15 protein-coding genes are annotated in these 15,078 nt (G+C 67.9%); 3 read left to right on the top strand and 12 right to left on the bottom strand.

The genetic code is table 11. The features are described from left to right. Nucleotides 1–49 precede the first annotated feature (49 nt). Nucleotides 50–493: a MarR family winged helix-turn-helix transcriptional regulator gene (locus tag MicroSTF_RS00685; protein WP_021201527.1), complete on the bottom strand. Its 444-nt coding sequence runs from the start codon at nucleotides 491–493 to the stop codon at nucleotides 50–52. Between the two features lie 45 nt (nucleotides 494–538). On the opposite strand from MicroSTF_RS00685, the gene MicroSTF_RS00680 reads away from it, so the two are divergent. After that, on the top strand, nucleotides 539–781 hold the full coding sequence (locus MicroSTF_RS00680; RefSeq protein WP_172889137.1) for a hypothetical protein: 243 nt from the start codon (nucleotides 539–541) through the stop codon (nucleotides 779–781). A gap of 35 nt (nucleotides 782–816) precedes the next feature. Here MicroSTF_RS00680 and MicroSTF_RS00675 read toward each other — a convergent pair whose 3' ends face one another. The 11 genes from MicroSTF_RS00675 to rpsA form a co-directional block, all read right to left on the bottom strand. Then, the gene (locus MicroSTF_RS00675; RefSeq protein ID WP_021201529.1) at nucleotides 817–1,167 is read right to left on the bottom strand and encodes a TfoX/Sxy family protein; all 351 of its coding nucleotides are present in this window, start codon (nucleotides 1,165–1,167) and stop codon (nucleotides 817–819) included. Between the two features lie 11 nt (nucleotides 1,168–1,178). Further along, on the bottom strand, nucleotides 1,179–3,251 hold the full coding sequence (gene uvrB / locus MicroSTF_RS00670) for an excinuclease ABC subunit UvrB (protein WP_021201530.1): 2,073 nt from the start codon (nucleotides 3,249–3,251) through the stop codon (nucleotides 1,179–1,181). A gap of 108 nt (nucleotides 3,252–3,359) precedes the next feature. Then, on the bottom strand, nucleotides 3,360–4,577 hold the full coding sequence (locus tag MicroSTF_RS00665; RefSeq protein WP_322952854.1) for an MFS transporter: 1,218 nt from the start codon (nucleotides 4,575–4,577) through the stop codon (nucleotides 3,360–3,362). Continuing rightward, nucleotides 4,574–5,173: a dephospho-CoA kinase gene (gene coaE, locus MicroSTF_RS00660; RefSeq protein WP_021201532.1), complete on the bottom strand. Its 600-nt coding sequence runs from the start codon at nucleotides 5,171–5,173 to the stop codon at nucleotides 4,574–4,576. The genes MicroSTF_RS00665 and coaE overlap by 4 nt, the downstream gene beginning before the upstream one ends. A gap of 32 nt (nucleotides 5,174–5,205) precedes the next feature. Next, on the bottom strand, nucleotides 5,206–5,784 hold the full coding sequence (locus tag MicroSTF_RS00655) for a CoA-binding protein (RefSeq protein ID WP_322952851.1): 579 nt from the start codon (nucleotides 5,782–5,784) through the stop codon (nucleotides 5,206–5,208). Then, on the bottom strand, nucleotides 5,781–7,085 hold the full coding sequence (locus tag MicroSTF_RS00650) for an O-acetylhomoserine aminocarboxypropyltransferase/cysteine synthase family protein (protein WP_322952849.1): 1,305 nt from the start codon (nucleotides 7,083–7,085) through the stop codon (nucleotides 5,781–5,783). Before MicroSTF_RS00650 ends, MicroSTF_RS00655 begins: the two co-directional genes overlap by 4 nt. Next, nucleotides 7,082–9,112, bottom strand: coding sequence for an acetate--CoA ligase (gene acs, locus MicroSTF_RS00645; protein ID WP_322952847.1), 2,031 nt, complete (start codon nucleotides 9,110–9,112; stop codon nucleotides 7,082–7,084). Before acs ends, MicroSTF_RS00650 begins: the two co-directional genes overlap by 4 nt. A 2-nt stretch (nucleotides 9,113–9,114) precedes the next feature. Continuing rightward, nucleotides 9,115–9,975 carry an ABC transporter permease gene (locus MicroSTF_RS00640; protein WP_297558128.1) on the bottom strand — a complete coding sequence of 287 codons (861 nt, stop codon included), beginning with the start codon at nucleotides 9,973–9,975 and terminating at the stop codon, nucleotides 9,115–9,117. After that, a complete protein-coding gene (locus tag MicroSTF_RS00635; RefSeq protein WP_297558125.1) occupies nucleotides 9,972–11,012 on the bottom strand; it encodes an aliphatic sulfonate ABC transporter substrate-binding protein in 1,041 nt (346 codons plus the stop codon). Before MicroSTF_RS00635 ends, MicroSTF_RS00640 begins: the two co-directional genes overlap by 4 nt. Continuing rightward, entirely contained in the window at nucleotides 11,009–11,857 is an 849-nt protein-coding gene (locus MicroSTF_RS00630) for an ABC transporter ATP-binding protein (protein ID WP_297558122.1), read from the bottom strand. The genes MicroSTF_RS00635 and MicroSTF_RS00630 overlap by 4 nt, the downstream gene beginning before the upstream one ends. 142 nt (nucleotides 11,858–11,999) lie before the next feature. Continuing rightward, on the bottom strand, nucleotides 12,000–13,454 hold the full coding sequence (gene rpsA / locus MicroSTF_RS00625; protein ID WP_021201539.1) for a 30S ribosomal protein S1: 1,455 nt from the start codon (nucleotides 13,452–13,454) through the stop codon (nucleotides 12,000–12,002). Nucleotides 13,455–13,693: 239 nt separating this feature from the next. Here rpsA and MicroSTF_RS00620 point away from each other — a divergent pair, with 239 nt between their 5' ends. After that, entirely contained in the window at nucleotides 13,694–14,251 is a 558-nt protein-coding gene (locus MicroSTF_RS00620; protein ID WP_322952839.1) for a hypothetical protein, read from the top strand. Nucleotides 14,252–14,457: 206 nt separating this feature from the next. Further along, nucleotides 14,458–15,063, top strand: a complete 606-nt coding sequence (locus tag MicroSTF_RS00615; RefSeq protein ID WP_322952837.1) for a hypothetical protein — start codon at nucleotides 14,458–14,460, stop codon at nucleotides 15,061–15,063. Nucleotides 15,064–15,078 lie beyond the last annotated feature (15 nt).

Here is a 15,078-nt window from a genome sequence, read left to right as displayed (position 1 = left end):
CCCCCACCTCGTGGTCGTCGATTCCCGCGAGCCGTGAGCGCACGACGCGTCAGCCGAGGTCAGGACGACGCCCCGCGAAAGGTCCGAGACCGTCCCGAAGCGCCGCGATCTCGTCGACGCCCATGCCGACCGCCGCCATGACCTGGTGCGGAACGTCGACCGCCCGGTCACGCAACGCCGTTCCCGCCGGCGTGAGCGTGATCTCCAGGCGCCGCTCGTCCTCGCTGCTGCGCTGACGCACGACCAGCCCCTCCGTCTCCAGCCTCTTCACGAGCGGCGAAGCCGTCGCCGGCTCCATGGCGAGATCGATCGCCAGGTCGTTGAGAGTCCGCGGCGACCGCTCCCACAGTGCCAGCATGACGAGGTATTGGGGATGAGTCAGGCCCAGCGGCTCGAGGATGGGACGGTACAGGGCGACGACATTGCGCGCCGCGGTCACCAGGGCGAAGCAGAGCTGGTTCTCGAGCCGGAGCAGGTCATCGGATGCTGTCACAAGGGAGACTATACATCTGCACTAATAGTTAGTACACTAATGAACATGGCACAGGATTCCGATCGCCCGCCCCTCCGTACTCGCATCCGCGACGCCGGAGGGCTGTATTCCTGGGTGAACACGAACCTCATCCGGTTCGCGGGACCCGCATCCGTCGGTCCCTACGAGAAGACTCCGCCCCCGAGCGCCGCAGAGCGCGCCGAGCGCGCCTGCCCTCTCTGCGGCGCACCGATGACGGAGCACGAGATCGACCGCACCGGGCCGAAGACCCTGGTGCACTGCCCGTAGCGGCCTCGACCTTGGCGACGGTCCCGCCCGTCGCGTCAGTTCTCCTCTGGAGCCTCGTTCGCCGAACCCGTCGACTCCCGAGCGACGTCGAGCCAGAACATGAGCGCGGTGTCGTCCTCGATGGCCCCGGCCGCCACGTCGAGCCAGCCGGAGCTCATCGTGCGCGCACCCATGACGGCCCGCGCTGCTCCGGGCTCCGTGAGCAGCGCGGCACCGTTCTCGTCATCGACGCGCACCAGAAGGACGCCACCCGGACGCGCGCCGACGAGGATGCGGCCGTCGTCGAGGAACGCCCTGGTACCGAACATCCGACGCTCTTCGATCTCGGTGTCCACGCCCAGCAACGCACGCACCCGATCGGCGAGTTCGTTCCCCGCAGCGTCCATCAGCCCGCCTCCTACGCGTGCCCGGCGCGCTCCATGGCACGGAGCTCTTTCTTGAGGTCCTGCACTTCGTCACGCAGGCGCCCGGCGAGCTCGAACTTCAACTCGGCCGCTGCCGCGAGCATCTGATCGGACAGATCCTGGATCGTGGCTTCGAGCTGCTGCGCCCCCTCGGCCGCGATGCCCGTGCGGCGCAGGTTCGGCGTGGGCGACTTGCCCTTGCCGGTGGCGCGACCGCGACCGGACAACATCTCTGCCGTGTCGGCACCCTCACGCGCCAGCACCTCGGTGATGTCGGCGATGCGCTTGCGGAGCGGCTGCGGGTCGATGCCGTGCTCTTTGTTGTACGCGACCTGCTTCTCGCGACGCCGGTCGGTCTCCTCGATCGCCTTCGTCATCGAGTCGGTCATCTTGTCGGCGTACATGTGCACCTCGCCGGACACGTTTCGGGCCGCACGACCGATGGTCTGGATCAGCGAGGTCCCCGAACGCAGGAACCCCTCCTTGTCGGCGTCGAGGATCGCGACGAGGGAGACCTCGGGAAGGTCGAGTCCCTCACGCAGGAGGTTGATGCCCACGAGGACGTCGTACACGCCGGCGCGCAGCTCGCTGAGCAGCTCGACGCGACGCAGGGTGTCGACGTCGGAGTGCAGATAGCGCACCCGCACCCCGTGCTCACCGAGGAAGTCGGTGAGCTCCTCAGCCATCTTCTTGGTGAGAGTCGTGACGAGGACGCGCTCGTCGCGCTCGACCCGTACCCTGATCTCCTCGAGCAGGTCGTCGATCTGCCCCTTCGACGGCTTCACCACGATCTCCGGGTCGACGAGACCGGTCGGGCGGATGATCTGCTCGACGATGCCATCGGCGATGCCCATCTCGTACTTGCCGGGAGTGGCGGACAGGTAGACGGTCTGACCGATGCGGTTCTTGAATTCGTCCCAGCGCAGCGGGCGGTTGTCCATGGCGCTCGGCAGCCGGAACCCGTGGTCGACGAGTGTGCGCTTGCGCGATGCATCGCCCTCGTACATCGCACCGATCTGCGGGACGGTCACGTGCGACTCGTCGATCACCAGCAGGAAGTCGTCGGGGAAGAAGTCGAGCAGGGTGTGCGGCGGCTCGCCGGGCGCGCGTCCATCCATATGGCGGGAGTAGTTCTCGATGCCGGAGCAGAAGCCCAACTGCTGCAGCATCTCGAGGTCGAAAGTGGTGCGCATGCGCAGACGCTGCGCCTCGAGGAGCTTCCCCTGCCGCTCGAACTCGGCCAGGCGCTCTTCCAGCTCGGTCTCGATGGTGCCGATCGAACGCTGGATGACATCGGTGCCGGCCACGTAGTGCGAGGCGGGGAAGATCGGCACGGCGTCGAGCTTCTCGATGACCTCTCCTGTGAGCGGGTGGAGCGAATACAGAGCCTCGATCTCGTCGCCGAACAGCTCGATGCGGATCGCATGCTCTTCGTAGACGGGGATGATCTCGATGGTGTCGCCGCGCACCCGGAAGTTGCCTCGCGAGAAGTCGACGTCATTGCGGTTGTACTGCATCGCGATGAACTGGCGGATGAGGGCGTCACGGTCGTAGCGCTCCCCCACCTGAAGGGCGACCATGGCGCGCAGGTACTCTTCGGGAGCCCCGAGTCCGTAGATGCAGGACACGGTCGAGACGACGATGACGTCGCGGCGGCTCAGCAGCGAGTTCGTCGTGGAGTGGCGCAGTCGCTCGACCTCGGAGTTGATCGAGGAGTCCTTCTCGATGAAGGTGTCGGTCTGGGGCACGTAGGCCTCGGGCTGGTAGTAGTCGTAGTACGACACGAAGTACTCGACGGCGTTGTTCGGCATGAGCTCGCGGAACTCGTTCGCGAGCTGTGCGGCGAGCGTCTTGTTGTGTGCGAGAACGAGCGTCGGGCGCTGCACCTGCTCGACCAACCACGCCGTCGTCGCGGACTTTCCGGTACCGGTCGCGCCGAGCAGCACGACGTCGGTCTCTCCCGCGTTGATGCGCGCCGCCAGGTCGGCGATGGCCTTCGGCTGGTCGCCCGCGGGCTCATACTCGCTGATGACCTCGAAAGGACGGACGCTGCGCGTGGGTTGCATACCTCCAGCGTATGCCGCCCCTCCGACATCGAGGCCGTCGAGAGGGATCCGCCCCGGTCGCATCCATGCGCACGGCGTCGCCCGCCGCGACAGCACGAGGAGTTCCTTTCAGGAAGACGACTGCCCGGTGGGTGCGCCGCGCAGAGCCGAGACGGCCGCGAGAGCAGCCACGCCGCACATCCCGACGATGACGGCGACGAACCAGCCCCAGCTCGCGGCGCCGAACACGAGGCCGAGCATCCACCCGAACAGGCTCGACCCGGCGTAGTAGGCGAAGTAGTACAGCGACGACGCCTGGGCCCGGCTGGCGGGACCTGCCGCGACCGGCGTCCATCCGGAGGCGACGGCATGTGCTCCGAAGAACCCGGCCGTGAAGAGCACGAGACCGCCCAGCACGATCGTCGCCACCGGCACGAGCAGCAGGCCGGCGCCCGCGGCCATCACGGCGATCGAGGCGAGCAGCACGGGGAAGCGCCCGACCCGCGAGGCGAGCGCCCCGGCCCAGGGAGACGAGACCGTGCCGGCCAGGTAGGCGAGGAAGAGCAGCGTGACCACCCAGGCGGGCAGCACGAACGGTTCGGCCGACAGATGGAAGCCGAGGTAGTTGTAGACCGCCACGAAAGCGCCCATCAGCAGGAATCCCTGCGCGTACAGCGCCCACTGCAAGGGCGAGCGCAACGGCGCACGCAGCTTCTCCAGGATGCCGGGCCCGCGATCGACGCGCAGACGACCGGGGACGAACCCCCTGGCGCGCGGAGTGAGCCAGAGGAACAGCGCGGCGGCGACCGCGCACATCACGGCGACCGACAGGATGCCGGCGCGCCATCCGCCGGCCTCCCCGACGATCCCCGACGCGATGCGGCCGAGCAGACCACCGACCGTGGTCCCGGCGATGTAGCTTCCCGCCGCAGCGGCGGCGTGGCGGGCCTCCACCTCCTCGCTGAGATAGGCGAGCGCCACAGCCGGCACAGCTCCCAGCGCCACCCCTTCCGCGAAACGCAGGACGAGAAGCATCCCGATCTCGCCGCTCAACGGGGCGGTGAGACCGAACACCGTGGCTGTGAGCACGCCCGTGGCCATGGCGGGCACACGACCGATGCGATCAGCGACCACCGACCAGGGGATGACCGCGAGCGCGAGGCCGAGCGTCGCGGCAGACACGCTCAGGGCTGCCGTCGCCGGGGCGACCGCGAGATCGGAGGAGATCTGCGGCAGCACGGCCTGGGCCGAGTAGAGCTGTGCGAACGTCGCGATCCCCGCGAAGAACAGACCGACGATGAGACGCCGATACTCGCGGGAGCCCGGGGCGTGACCGGAGAAGGTCACCGTGCGCTGATCCGCTCCCAGAGGGAATCCGTCTGCGCGCGTGTGCGCTCGAGAGAGTCGGACGTGTCGATCACCACATCGGCGATCGCGAGACGTCGTTCATCGGAGACCTGGGCGTCGATCCGATCCTGCGCCGCGCGCTCGTCCATCCCGCGCAGCTCGACGAGTCGCTGCCGACGCACAGCAGCCGGGGCATGCGCGACCACGATGAGGTCCCAGGGGTCGTCCACCCGTGCTTCGACCAGAAGGGGCACGTCGTAGACGACGACCGCGTCGGCATCGTCGGCGAAGGCCGCGTCGAAGCGGCGCTGCGACTCTTCGCGCACCGCCGGATGCACGATCGCGTTCAGCTGCGCGAGGAGGTCGGCGTCGCCGAAGACCTTCGCACCCAGCGCCGCCCTGTCGAGAGAGCCGTCGGGCGCGATGACATCGGCACCGAAGGTCTCGGCGATCCGCACGAGCACAGGCGACCCGGGCGACTGCACGTCACGCACGATCTGATCGGCATCGACGACGATGGCGCCGTGCTCCGCCAGACGCCGGGCGATGGTCGACTTCCCGGAGGCGATGCCGCCGGTGAGCGCGATGAGGGGCATGCCGCCAGTCTAAGGTTCGCTGCGGCCGCTCCTCACCTCGCGAGCAGCTGACGGCGCGAGCTGATCACGCCCGTGTCGAAGCCCGCCAGATGCAGGCCGCCGTGGAACCGCGCGTGCTCGATCTTGATGCACCGGTCCATGACCACCGAGAGACCTGCACCTTCCGCGATGGCCGCCGCGTCCTCGTTCCAGGACCCCAGCTGCAGCCACAGCGTCTGGGCACCCACCTCGATCGCCTCCTGAGCGATGCCGGGAAGGTCATCATGCCGACGGAACACGTCCACGATGTCGGGCACCACGGGGAGGTCGCTCAGCGTCGCGTACACGGGCTGTCCCAGGATCTGGGTCTCTCGAGGGTTCACGAGGTAGACGTCGTAGGCCGTGCTGGAGAGCAGGTATGTCGCCACGAAGTACGACGGGCGTGCAGGATTGTTCGAGGCGCCGACGATCGCGATGGATTTCGCGCGTCGCAGCAGACCGAAGCGCTCTTGCTGGCTCGGCCCGATCCAGGTGCGCCCGGGGATGGTCGCCGTCGCGCCGGGCAGCGCACAGGCCGCAGCATCCGTCACGGTGGGGAGCGCGCACGCATCGCCCGATGTCGTCGCGTTCATCGGTTCGTTCCTGTCGCCGTGGTGAGAGCCTGGTCGAGGTCCCAGATGATGTCGTCGGCGTCTTCCAGTCCGACCGATATGCGGATCAGATCTGCACGCACGCCTGCGGCGACGAGCTGCTCCTCGGTGAGTTGGCGATGTGTCGTCGACGCCGGGTGGATGACCAGGGTGCGGGCATCTCCGATGTTCGCGAGGTGGGAGGCCAGCTGGAGGTTCTCGATCAGCGTCTCCCCCGCCGCCCTCCCGTCTTCGGCCGCGACCCCGAAGGCGAACACCGAACCGGGCCCGAGGGGCAGGTACTTGGCCGCACGCTCATGATGCGGGTGTCCTTCGAGCCCTGCCCAGGTCACGTAGGCGACCCGCGGGTCGGAGGCGAGCCAGTCCGCGACGACCCGGGCGTTCGCGAGATGCGCGTCGATGCGCTGCGGAAGGGTCTCGATGCCCTGGAGCAGATTGAACGCCGACTGCGGACTGAGCGCGGGGCCGATGTCGCGCAGCTGTTCGGATCGGAGCTTGGTGAGGAAGCCGTACTCCCCGAAGTTGTCCCACCACTTGATGCCGCCGTACGAGTCGACGGGTTCGGTCATCTGCGGGAACTTGCCGTTGCCCCAGTCGAACGTGCCCTTCTCGATGACGACGCCGCCGAGCGTGGTGCCGTGTCCGCCGAGGAACTTCGTCACGGAGTGGATGACGATGTCGGCGCCGTGCTCGAGGGGACGCGCGAGGTACGGGGTCGCCAGCGTCGCATCGACCACGAGCGGCACACCGGCCGCATGGGCGACGGCCGCCAGTCGTTCGACGTCGGCGATCTCTCCCGAGGGGTTGCCGATCATCTCGACGTAGACGACCTTCGTCTCCGGACGGATAGCGGCGGCGAAGTCGGCAGGATCGGTCGAGGCGACGAATGTGGTCTCCACACCGAAGCGGCGCAGCGTCACGTCCAGCTGAGTCACGGTGCCGCCGTACAACTGCGCAGCGGCGACGACGTGGTCGCCCACTCCGACGAGGGCTGCGAACGTGATGAACTCCGCGCTCATCCCGGATGCGGTGGCGACGGCGCCGATCCCGCCTTCGAGTGACGCCAGACGCTCCTCGAGGGCCGCGACCGTGGGGTTGCCTATCCGGGAGTAGATGTTGCCGTACTTCTGCAGCGCGAAGAGGTTGCCGGCATCCGCCGCGTCGTCGAACACGAACGATGTCGTCTGATAGATCGGCACCGCCCGCGCGCCGGTCGAGGCGTCAGGGGTTCCGCCGGCGTGCAGTGCTCTGGTGCGAAACCCGAAGCGGTGTTCTTCCGTCATGTTGTCCTCAGTTCAGCGGGGTGGCAGTTCAGGGGTGGCGCGAGTTCGGACGCGGCGAGCACGTCGGCGATGTCATCGACGGCCCAGGGATTCTGCAGCGAGGTGGTGTCTCCGAGCGGCTGGGCATCGCGACCTGCCCGGCGGTCCTGCTCGGCCTCCCACAGCTGCGCCAGGAGTCGCCGCATGATCTTGCCCGAGCGTGTCTTGGGGAGGTCCGGTACCACCACGATGTGCTTCGGCTTGGCGACAGGTCCGATCGACTGCGCGACCTGCGCACGCAGGTCGGCCGGCGTCACTTCTGCGCGGCCCGACGGCGTCACGAACGCCACGACGGCCTGCCCGGTGATCGGGTCGGAGACACCGGCGGAGCCGGCTTCACCGACGGTGGCATGCGCGACGAGAGCCGATTCGATCTCGATGGTGGAGAGCCGGTGTCCGGAGACGTTGACGACGTCGTCGAGTCGGCCGAGGATCCAGATGTACCCGTCGACGTCTCGGGTCGCACCGTCTCCGGCGACGTAGAAGCCACCGAACTCGCCGTGACCGGCATACGCCGACCAGTAGGCGTCGCGGTAGCGCTTCGGGTCACCCCACACCGTGCGAGCCATCCCGGGCCACGGGCGGCGGACCACGAGCGTTCCGGAGCGGCCGGGTTCGACCTCGCGTCCGTCCTCGTCGACCACCGCGACGTCGATCCCCGGCAGGGGCACCGACGCCGAGCCCGGCTTGAGTCGTGTGACCCCGGGCAGCGGCGCGATCATCGCGGCGCCGGTCTCCGATTGCCACCAGGTGTCGATCACCGGCAGCTCGTCACGGCCGAAGTTCCGCCGGAACCACACCCAGGCCTCGGGGTTGATCGCCTCGCCGACCGTGCCGAGCAGGCGAAGGGTCGAGAGGTCGTGGCCGACGGGGAGGTCGGGGCCGAACCAGGTCATGAAGGTGCGGATCAGTGTGGGTGCCGTGTAGTACACGGTCACCCCGTAGCGTTCGATGATCTCGAGGTGGCGTTCCCGATGCGGGGAATCCGGCGTCCCCTCGTAGATGACCTGGGTGAGCCCGTTCGAGAGCGGTCCGTAGATCTCGTACGTGTGCGCAGTGACCCACGCGAGATCTGCGGTGCACCAGTGCACGTCGTCGGGCTTCGCATCGAAGTGCGCCCAGTGCGCCCAGCTCGCCTGCGTGAGATAGCCGCCCGACGTGTGCACGAGGCCCTTCGGCTTCCCGGTGGTGCCGGAGGTGTAGATGATGAAGAGCGGATGCTCGGCATCGAACGGCTGCGCGTCGTGCACAGCCGAAGCGGTGTCGACGATGTCATGCCACCAGACATCGCGCCCGTCCGTCCACGGCACGTCCTGGCCCGTGCGCCGGAGCACCAGCACGTGCTCGAGGGCGGGAAGACCGGAGGCGGCGACATCGGCCGTGGACTTGATCTCGGTGGCAGCGCCGCGTCGGTACTGCCCGTCGCTCGTGACCAGCAGCTTCGCACCGGTGTCTTCGAGGCGGAAGCGCACGGCTTCGGCGGAGAAGCCCCCGAAGACCAGCGAGTGCACGGCGCCGATCCGCGCGCAGGCCAGCGTGATCACGATCGTCTCGACGAGCACGGGAAGGTAGATCACGACACGGTCGCCCGCCTCGACGCCGAGCGCCACGAGGGCATTGGCGGCGCGGCACACGCGCTGCCGCAGGTCGGAGTACGTCACCGCGACACGGTCGCCCGGCTCCCCCTCGAAGTGCAGGGCGATCTTGTCGCCTCGGCCGGACTCCACGTGCCGGTCGACGCAGTTGACGGCCACGTTGAGCGTGCCTCCGGTGAACCAGCGCGCCGCAGGCACCGCATCTCCGCGCGGCGGCTCCCACTCATGGGGTGTGTGCCAGGGCTCCGCCCAGTCGAGCCGTCGAGCCGCCTCCTCCCAGAAGGCGATGGGGTCCGCCGCGGCGCGCGCGTACGCCTCCGCCGTCACGTTCGCGTGTGGGAAATGGTCCGACGGCTCGTAGACACGAGCCTCCTGCAATCGCACCTCGGTCATGCTCACACCCACCGACGGAGCAGGTACTTCTCCACCAGCACGAGAACGCCGTTGGTGATGGTGCCGAGCAGAGCCAACAGCACGATCGAGAGAAGGATGCGGTCCACTCGACCGCTGTTCTGAGAATCCGTGAGCAGGAAACCGAGCCCCATGGACGAAGCGATGAGCTCAGCGGCGACCAGGAACAACCACGCCTGGGCCAGTGCGAGACGGAGGCCGGAGACGACGGACGGCACGACCGCGGGCAGCTGCACGATGCGGAACAACGACCACCCGCGCAGGCTGAACGAGCGTCCGGCCTCGACGAGCTGCGGGTCGACGTGCCGGAGTGCGGAGGCGACCGTGGTGTAGACGGGGAAGAACGCCCCGATCGCGATGAGCGTGACCTTGGACTCCTCCCCGATCTGCATCCAGAGAATCAGCAGCGGCACCCAGGCCAGCGACGGCACGGCGCGGATGGCAGCGAGCGTCGGGCTCAGCAGCACGTCGCCGAGCCGGGACAGCCCCACCACCCCCGCCGCGGCGAGACCGATCAGGGAGCCGATCGCGAATCCGAGCAGCACGCGCTGCACGGAGATGGCGATGTGCGTCCAGAGCTGACCGCTCTCTGCGAGCTCGACACCGGCCTGGAAGACCGAGGCGGGCGTGGGCAGGCGGTAGGGCGGGATGAGCCCGTTCGTCGTGACGACCTGCCAGACGATCAGGATGATCGCCGGGAGGAGGAGGCCGGCGACGATGCGAACGACCGGACGGTCCCAGGTGCGCCGGGCAGCGGCATCGGGCCGCCTGAGATCGCCCTTCGCGAAGTCGAGCGCGTCCCGCGAGTCGGCGGGCGCGATCACGCGCTGGTCGAGTTCACTCACTCGCCGTCGACCGCCTTCTCGGCGAAGGTCGCGTTCACGATCGAGGAGAGCGCCTTGTCGACGGAGTCCTTGCCGCCCTGCACGTCGCCGGACTCCACGAGCACGGGGGCGATCTTCTCGAGCACGGCGATCTGGTCGTCGCCGGGGACGCCGCTCACGTCGAGGTTCGAGCGCTCCTCGATCACGGTGGTGGCGACGCCGAGGTCGATGCCGGCGACCTCGGCCAGGAGCGCCGCAGTCTTGTCGGGGTTCTCCAGCGCCCACTCGCGTGCCTGCTCGTAGGCGTCGACGACCGCCTGCGCGAGGTCGGGGTGGTTCGTGATGAAGTCCTCGGTGGCGTTGAGGAAGCCGTACGTGTTGAAGTCGACGTTGCGGTAGACGAGCTTGTCGCCCGACTCTGCCTCGGCCGCGGCCATGATCGGGTCGAGACCCGACCACGCGTCGACCGAACCGCCGTCGAGAGCCGCCCGGCCGTCGGCGTGCTGCAGGTTCTGCACCTCGACGTCCGAGAGCGACAGACCGCCCTCTTCGAGCGCCTGCAGCAAGAAGAAGTAGGGATCGGTGCCCTTGGTGGCAGCCACGGAGGCGCCCTTCAGATCTTGGATCGACGTGATATCGCTGTCCGGTCCGACGACGATAGCCGCCCACTCCGGCTGCGAGAAGATGTCGATGACCTGGATGGGCGAGCCGTTGGCACGGGCAAGGAGCGCCGCGGATCCCGCGGTCGAGCCGACGTCGACCGAGCCGGAGCGCAGCAGTTCGTTGGCCTTGTTGGAGCCGGCGGACTGCACCCACTCGACGGCGACCTCATCACCGAGGATGTCTTCGAGGATGCCCTGGTCACGGATCACGAGGCTCAGCGGGTTGTACGTCGCGAAGTCGATCGACAGCGTGTCGGACGACCACTCGGTGGTCCCGGAGGTGGGCTTCGTGTCGGTGGCCGCGGCGTTCTCTCCCGCGACGCAACCGGTCGCGACGAGCATCATCGTCCCGGCGATCGCGATCGCGGGGACGATTCGGCGGGTGGTGATGCTCATCGGGTCTCCTCGGCGGTGCGGTGGTGGGTGTCGACGCCGAGGCCCTCGAGAAGGTCGGCGCGCAGGTCGGCGAGACCGCGATCGGCGCGGTCTCTGGGGCGGGTGCCCGGAACGGTGATCGTGCGGGCGATGGAGGACTCGTCGCCGTCGGCCGCGCCCAGCGTGCGCAGCAGGAGGACACGGTCGGCGAGATAGAGGGCTTCTTCCACATCGTGCGTGACGAGGAGGATCGTGGTGGGCTCCGCGGAGTGGATCTTCAGCAGCAGATCGTGCATGCGCAGGCGCGTGAGCGCGTCGAGCGCTCCGAAAGGCTCGTCGAGGAGGAGCACGCCGGGGTTCCGGGCGAGAGCCCTGGCGAGGGATGCGCGCTGGGCCATGCCGCCGGACACCTCGCGAGGACGCTGATCCGCCGCATGATCGAGGCCGACCAGCTGCAGCAGCTCACGGACGCGTTCGCGGCCGAGGCGGCGTGCGGTGCCCCGCGGGAGGCCGAGTTCGACGTTCTGCGCGATCGTGCGCCACGGGAGCAGCCTCGGCTCCTGGAACGCCACGGCCGTGCGCTCGTCCACGTCGGCGACGGGCGTATCGTCGAGTCGGATGCCGCCTCGTGTCGGCGCGTCCAGACCTCCGACGAGGCGCAGCAGGGTCGACTTGCCGCAGCCGGAGGGCCCGACGACGGCCACGATCTCACCGGCGGCTATGTCGACGTCGACGCCCCGCAGCACCTCGCGGTGGCCGTGCGGCAGAGGAAACGATCGTTCGATGCCGTCGAGCCGAACGGCCTGTGCCGTACCCACCGTCGTCGGTGCGACGGTGGTGCGCGGTGCGGGCAGCAGGGTGGTCATACGCCCATGCTGGCCGAGCGGATCGGTTGTCACGAATGCCGTCGTAATGTTGCGTCACGAGCGGGATTCCGTGGTGTGGATATGCGAAACGGGCCGCCACACCCGCCCGAAGGCGAGGTGACGACCCGTTCCCGAATGCTGCTTAAGCGTTGCCGCCCGAGAGCTTCTCGCGCAGAGCGGCGAGAGCCTCGTCGTCCGCGAGGGTGCCGGCGCCGGCAGCCTCGCTGGTGAAGGTCTGACCACCGAAGTCGTCTCCGGCCGCAGCCTCGGCCTCGGCCGCCTTGACGACCTGAGCCTTGTGCGCCTCCCAGCGAGCCTGGGCTGCAGCGTACTCCTGCTCCCATGCCTCGCGCTGGGCGTCGAAGCCTTCCTTCCACGCACCGGTCTCGGCGTCGAAGCCCTCCGGGTACTTGTACTCGCCGTTCTCGTCGTACTCGGCGAGCATGCCGTACAGGGCCGGGTCGAACTCGGTGCCGTTGGGGTCGACCGACTCGTTGGCCTGCTTCAGCGACAGCGAGATGCGACGACGCTCGAGGTCGATGTCGATGACCTTGACGAAGACCTCTTCGCCGACCGACACGACCTGCTCAGCCAGCTCGACGTGCTTGCTGGAGAGCTCGGAGATGTGGACGAGGCCCTCGATGCCGTCTGCGACGCGAACGAACGCACCGAACGGGACGAGCTTGGTGACCTTACCCGGCGTGACCTGTCCGATCGCGTGGGTACGGGCGAAGACCTGCCACGGGTCCTCCTGCGTCGCCTTCAGCGACAGGGAGACGCGCTCGCGGTCGAGGTCGACCTCGAGGATCTCGACGGTGACCTCCTGGCCCACCTCGACGACCTCGGAGGCGTGCTCGATGTGCTTCCAGGACAGCTCGGAGACGTGCACGAGGCCGTCCACGCCGCCCAGGTCGACGAACGCACCGAAGTTGACGATCGACGAGACGACACCCTTGCGGACCTGACCCTTGTGCAGGTTGTTCAGGAACGTGGTGCGCGACTCCGACTGCGTCTGCTCGAGCAGCGCACGGCGGCTCAGGACGACGTTGTTGCGGTTCTTGTCGAGTTCGAGGATCTTGGCCTCGATCTCCTGGCCGAGGTACGGCGTGAGGTCGCGGACGCGGCGCAGCTCGATGAGCGAAGCCGGCAGGAAGCCACGGAGGCCGATGTCGACGATGAGTCCACCCTTGACGACCTCGATGACCGTACCGGTGACGACGCCGTCGTTCTCCTTGATCTTCTCGACGTCTCCCCAGGCACGCTCGTACTGTGCGCGCTTCTTGGAGAGGATCAGACGGCCTTCCTTGTCCTCCTTCTGGAGAACGAGGGCCTCGACCAGATCGCCGACAGCGACGACCTCGTTGGGGTCGACGTCGTGCTTGATCGAGAGCTCGCGCGAGGGGATGACACCCTCGGTCTTGTAGCCGACATCGAGGAGGACCTCATCGCGGTCGATCTTGACGATCGTGCCTTCGATGATGTCGCCGTCGTTGAAGAACTTCAGGGTCTTCTCGACCGCGGCCAGGAAGTCCTCAGCAGATCCGATGTCGTTGATGGCGACCTGCTTGGTGGCCGGGGCGGTCGTTGCGGTAGTCATGTAGTGGGTTGTCCTTGTTGAATGGAGACTCGGGCTGGGAGGCAACGACCGCGCACGGCCGACTGCATGCTTCACAGCAGTTGGATTTTGGTTTTCTCGTCACGAGGGCACGCGCATGCACGCCACGAGTGACGGTTAAGGCTATCAGAAGTTCGGATACTGCAGGAGTCGGATTCCGACGGGCGCCGACCTGTGGATAACTCCCCCGGGCCCGACGCGCTCCGGGCTACCGTGACGGGGTGATCTCGCCGACTCCTCCTCTCGCCACTTCCCGTCACCTCGGCGCTCTCGCGACGGTCGCCGTTGCCGTGGCACTCGCGGGCTGCGCGCCGACTCCGGCTCCGACGCCGACGCCGACGCCGACCGCAGCCTTCGCCTCGGAAGAAGAAGCCTTCGCCGCCGCGGAGGCGACGTACCGGGCCTACACGGACGCATTGAACTCAGTTGATCTCAGCAACCCGGACACTTTCGAGCCAGTGTTCGACCTAACCAGCGGCGATTTTGAAGCAGCGGACCGTCAGACTTTGTCCCAACTCCACGCCAAAGACTATGCGTTCACGGGCCAGATGGCCGTCGTCGGATTCGACGGAATCAGTGCCGAGGCACCATTCGAAGAGGTCGAAGCGGCGGTGTGCGTTGATGTGAGCGGCTCGGACGTTGTTGACCCATCCGGCAACCCAGTGACACCGTCCGACCGCCCCGATCTAAACCAGCTCCGCGTCACGTTCATCGTGTCCGATGGACGGATGCTCGTCGATCGCGCGGATCGAGATGCTGATGTCGCATGCGCTGGATGAGATCGCTCCTGCTGCCCGTCGTGCTTCTGTCGCTAGCCACCCGTAGCGATGGCGGCGGTGTCGGGGGAGCCGACGTTGCAGTAGGCAATGACAACAACACAAGCGTCGTCATCTCCGGAACCCAGACCCAGCCCTCTTCCGGCAGCCCACACAACAACGCCCCGGGCGGAGGGTCCCCGTCCACCCCGACCTCTCCGGCTTTCCCGGTGCACGAGTTCGACTTCGATTCGTGTCTCGACGACTGGAACAGCTCCCGCAGCTGCTTTCGCGCCGCGGTCGACGAGGAACCGACGTCACCCCCGCCACCGGCGACGGACGAGCCCGCCGCCCCGGCGATCACGATCGACGACCTCGCACAATTCGCTCCCGATCCGGTCGCGAACGTCGGCGAGCCCGACAACGTCGGTGTGGCCGGGATGCCGACGAACTTCGTCGCGGCGGCGTCCGCGCACACGCGCTCGGGCACCCTTCTCGGCACCCCTCTCTCGGTGCGGTTCACACCTGTCGACTATGAGTTCGTGCACGGCGACGGCACCTCTGCGACATCGAGCACCGGCGGACAGACCTGGTCGGCGCTCGGTCAGGCGCCGTTCACCCCGACCGTGACGAGCCACGTCTATCGCGAGCGCGGCACGTACCAGGCGCATGTCAGCGTCCGCTACGCCGCGGAGGTCGACCTCGGCGGCGGCTGGTTCCCGGTCGCCGGCACACTCGCGATCGCGGGTCCCGCGCGGGAAACACGCATCTTCGAGGCTCACACCGCACTCGTGGCCTTCACCTGCGAACAGCGCCCATCGGCCCCAGGCTGCTGAGCGACATCGAAGAAG

It is taken from the genome of Microbacterium sp. STF-2 (assembly GCF_034650155.1).
Lineage (GTDB): Bacteria > Actinomycetota > Actinomycetes > Actinomycetales > Microbacteriaceae > Microbacterium > Microbacterium maritypicum_A.
This window is presented reverse-complemented; position numbering and strand designations above follow the sequence as displayed.

Excerpts from the sequence above, each read along its gene's own strand:
- MicroSTF_RS00650 (WP_322952849.1), bottom strand. The coding sequence starts at position 7,085 with ATGACGGAAGAACACCGCTTCGGGTTTCGCACCAGAGCACTGCACGCC.
- MicroSTF_RS00655 (WP_322952851.1), bottom strand. The coding sequence starts at position 5,784 with ATGAACGCGACGACATCGGGCGATGCGTGCGCGCTCCCCACCGTGACG.
- acs (WP_322952847.1), bottom strand. The coding sequence starts at position 9,112 with ATGACCGAGGTGCGATTGCAGGAGGCTCGTGTCTACGAGCCGTCGGAC.
- rpsA (WP_021201539.1), bottom strand. The coding sequence starts at position 13,454 with ATGACTACCGCAACGACCGCCCCGGCCACCAAGCAGGTCGCCATCAAC.
- MicroSTF_RS00630 (WP_297558122.1), bottom strand. The coding sequence starts at position 11,857 with ATGACCACCCTGCTGCCCGCACCGCGCACCACCGTCGCACCGACGACG.
- MicroSTF_RS00675 (WP_021201529.1), bottom strand. The coding sequence starts at position 1,167 with ATGGACGCTGCGGGGAACGAACTCGCCGATCGGGTGCGTGCGTTGCTG.
- uvrB (WP_021201530.1), bottom strand. The coding sequence starts at position 3,251 with ATGCAACCCACGCGCAGCGTCCGTCCTTTCGAGGTCATCAGCGAGTAT.
- MicroSTF_RS00635 (WP_297558125.1), bottom strand. The coding sequence starts at position 11,012 with ATGAGCATCACCACCCGCCGAATCGTCCCCGCGATCGCGATCGCCGGG.
- MicroSTF_RS00680 (WP_172889137.1), top strand. The coding sequence starts at position 539 with ATGGCACAGGATTCCGATCGCCCGCCCCTCCGTACTCGCATCCGCGAC.
- coaE (WP_021201532.1), bottom strand. The coding sequence starts at position 5,173 with ATGCCCCTCATCGCGCTCACCGGCGGCATCGCCTCCGGGAAGTCGACC.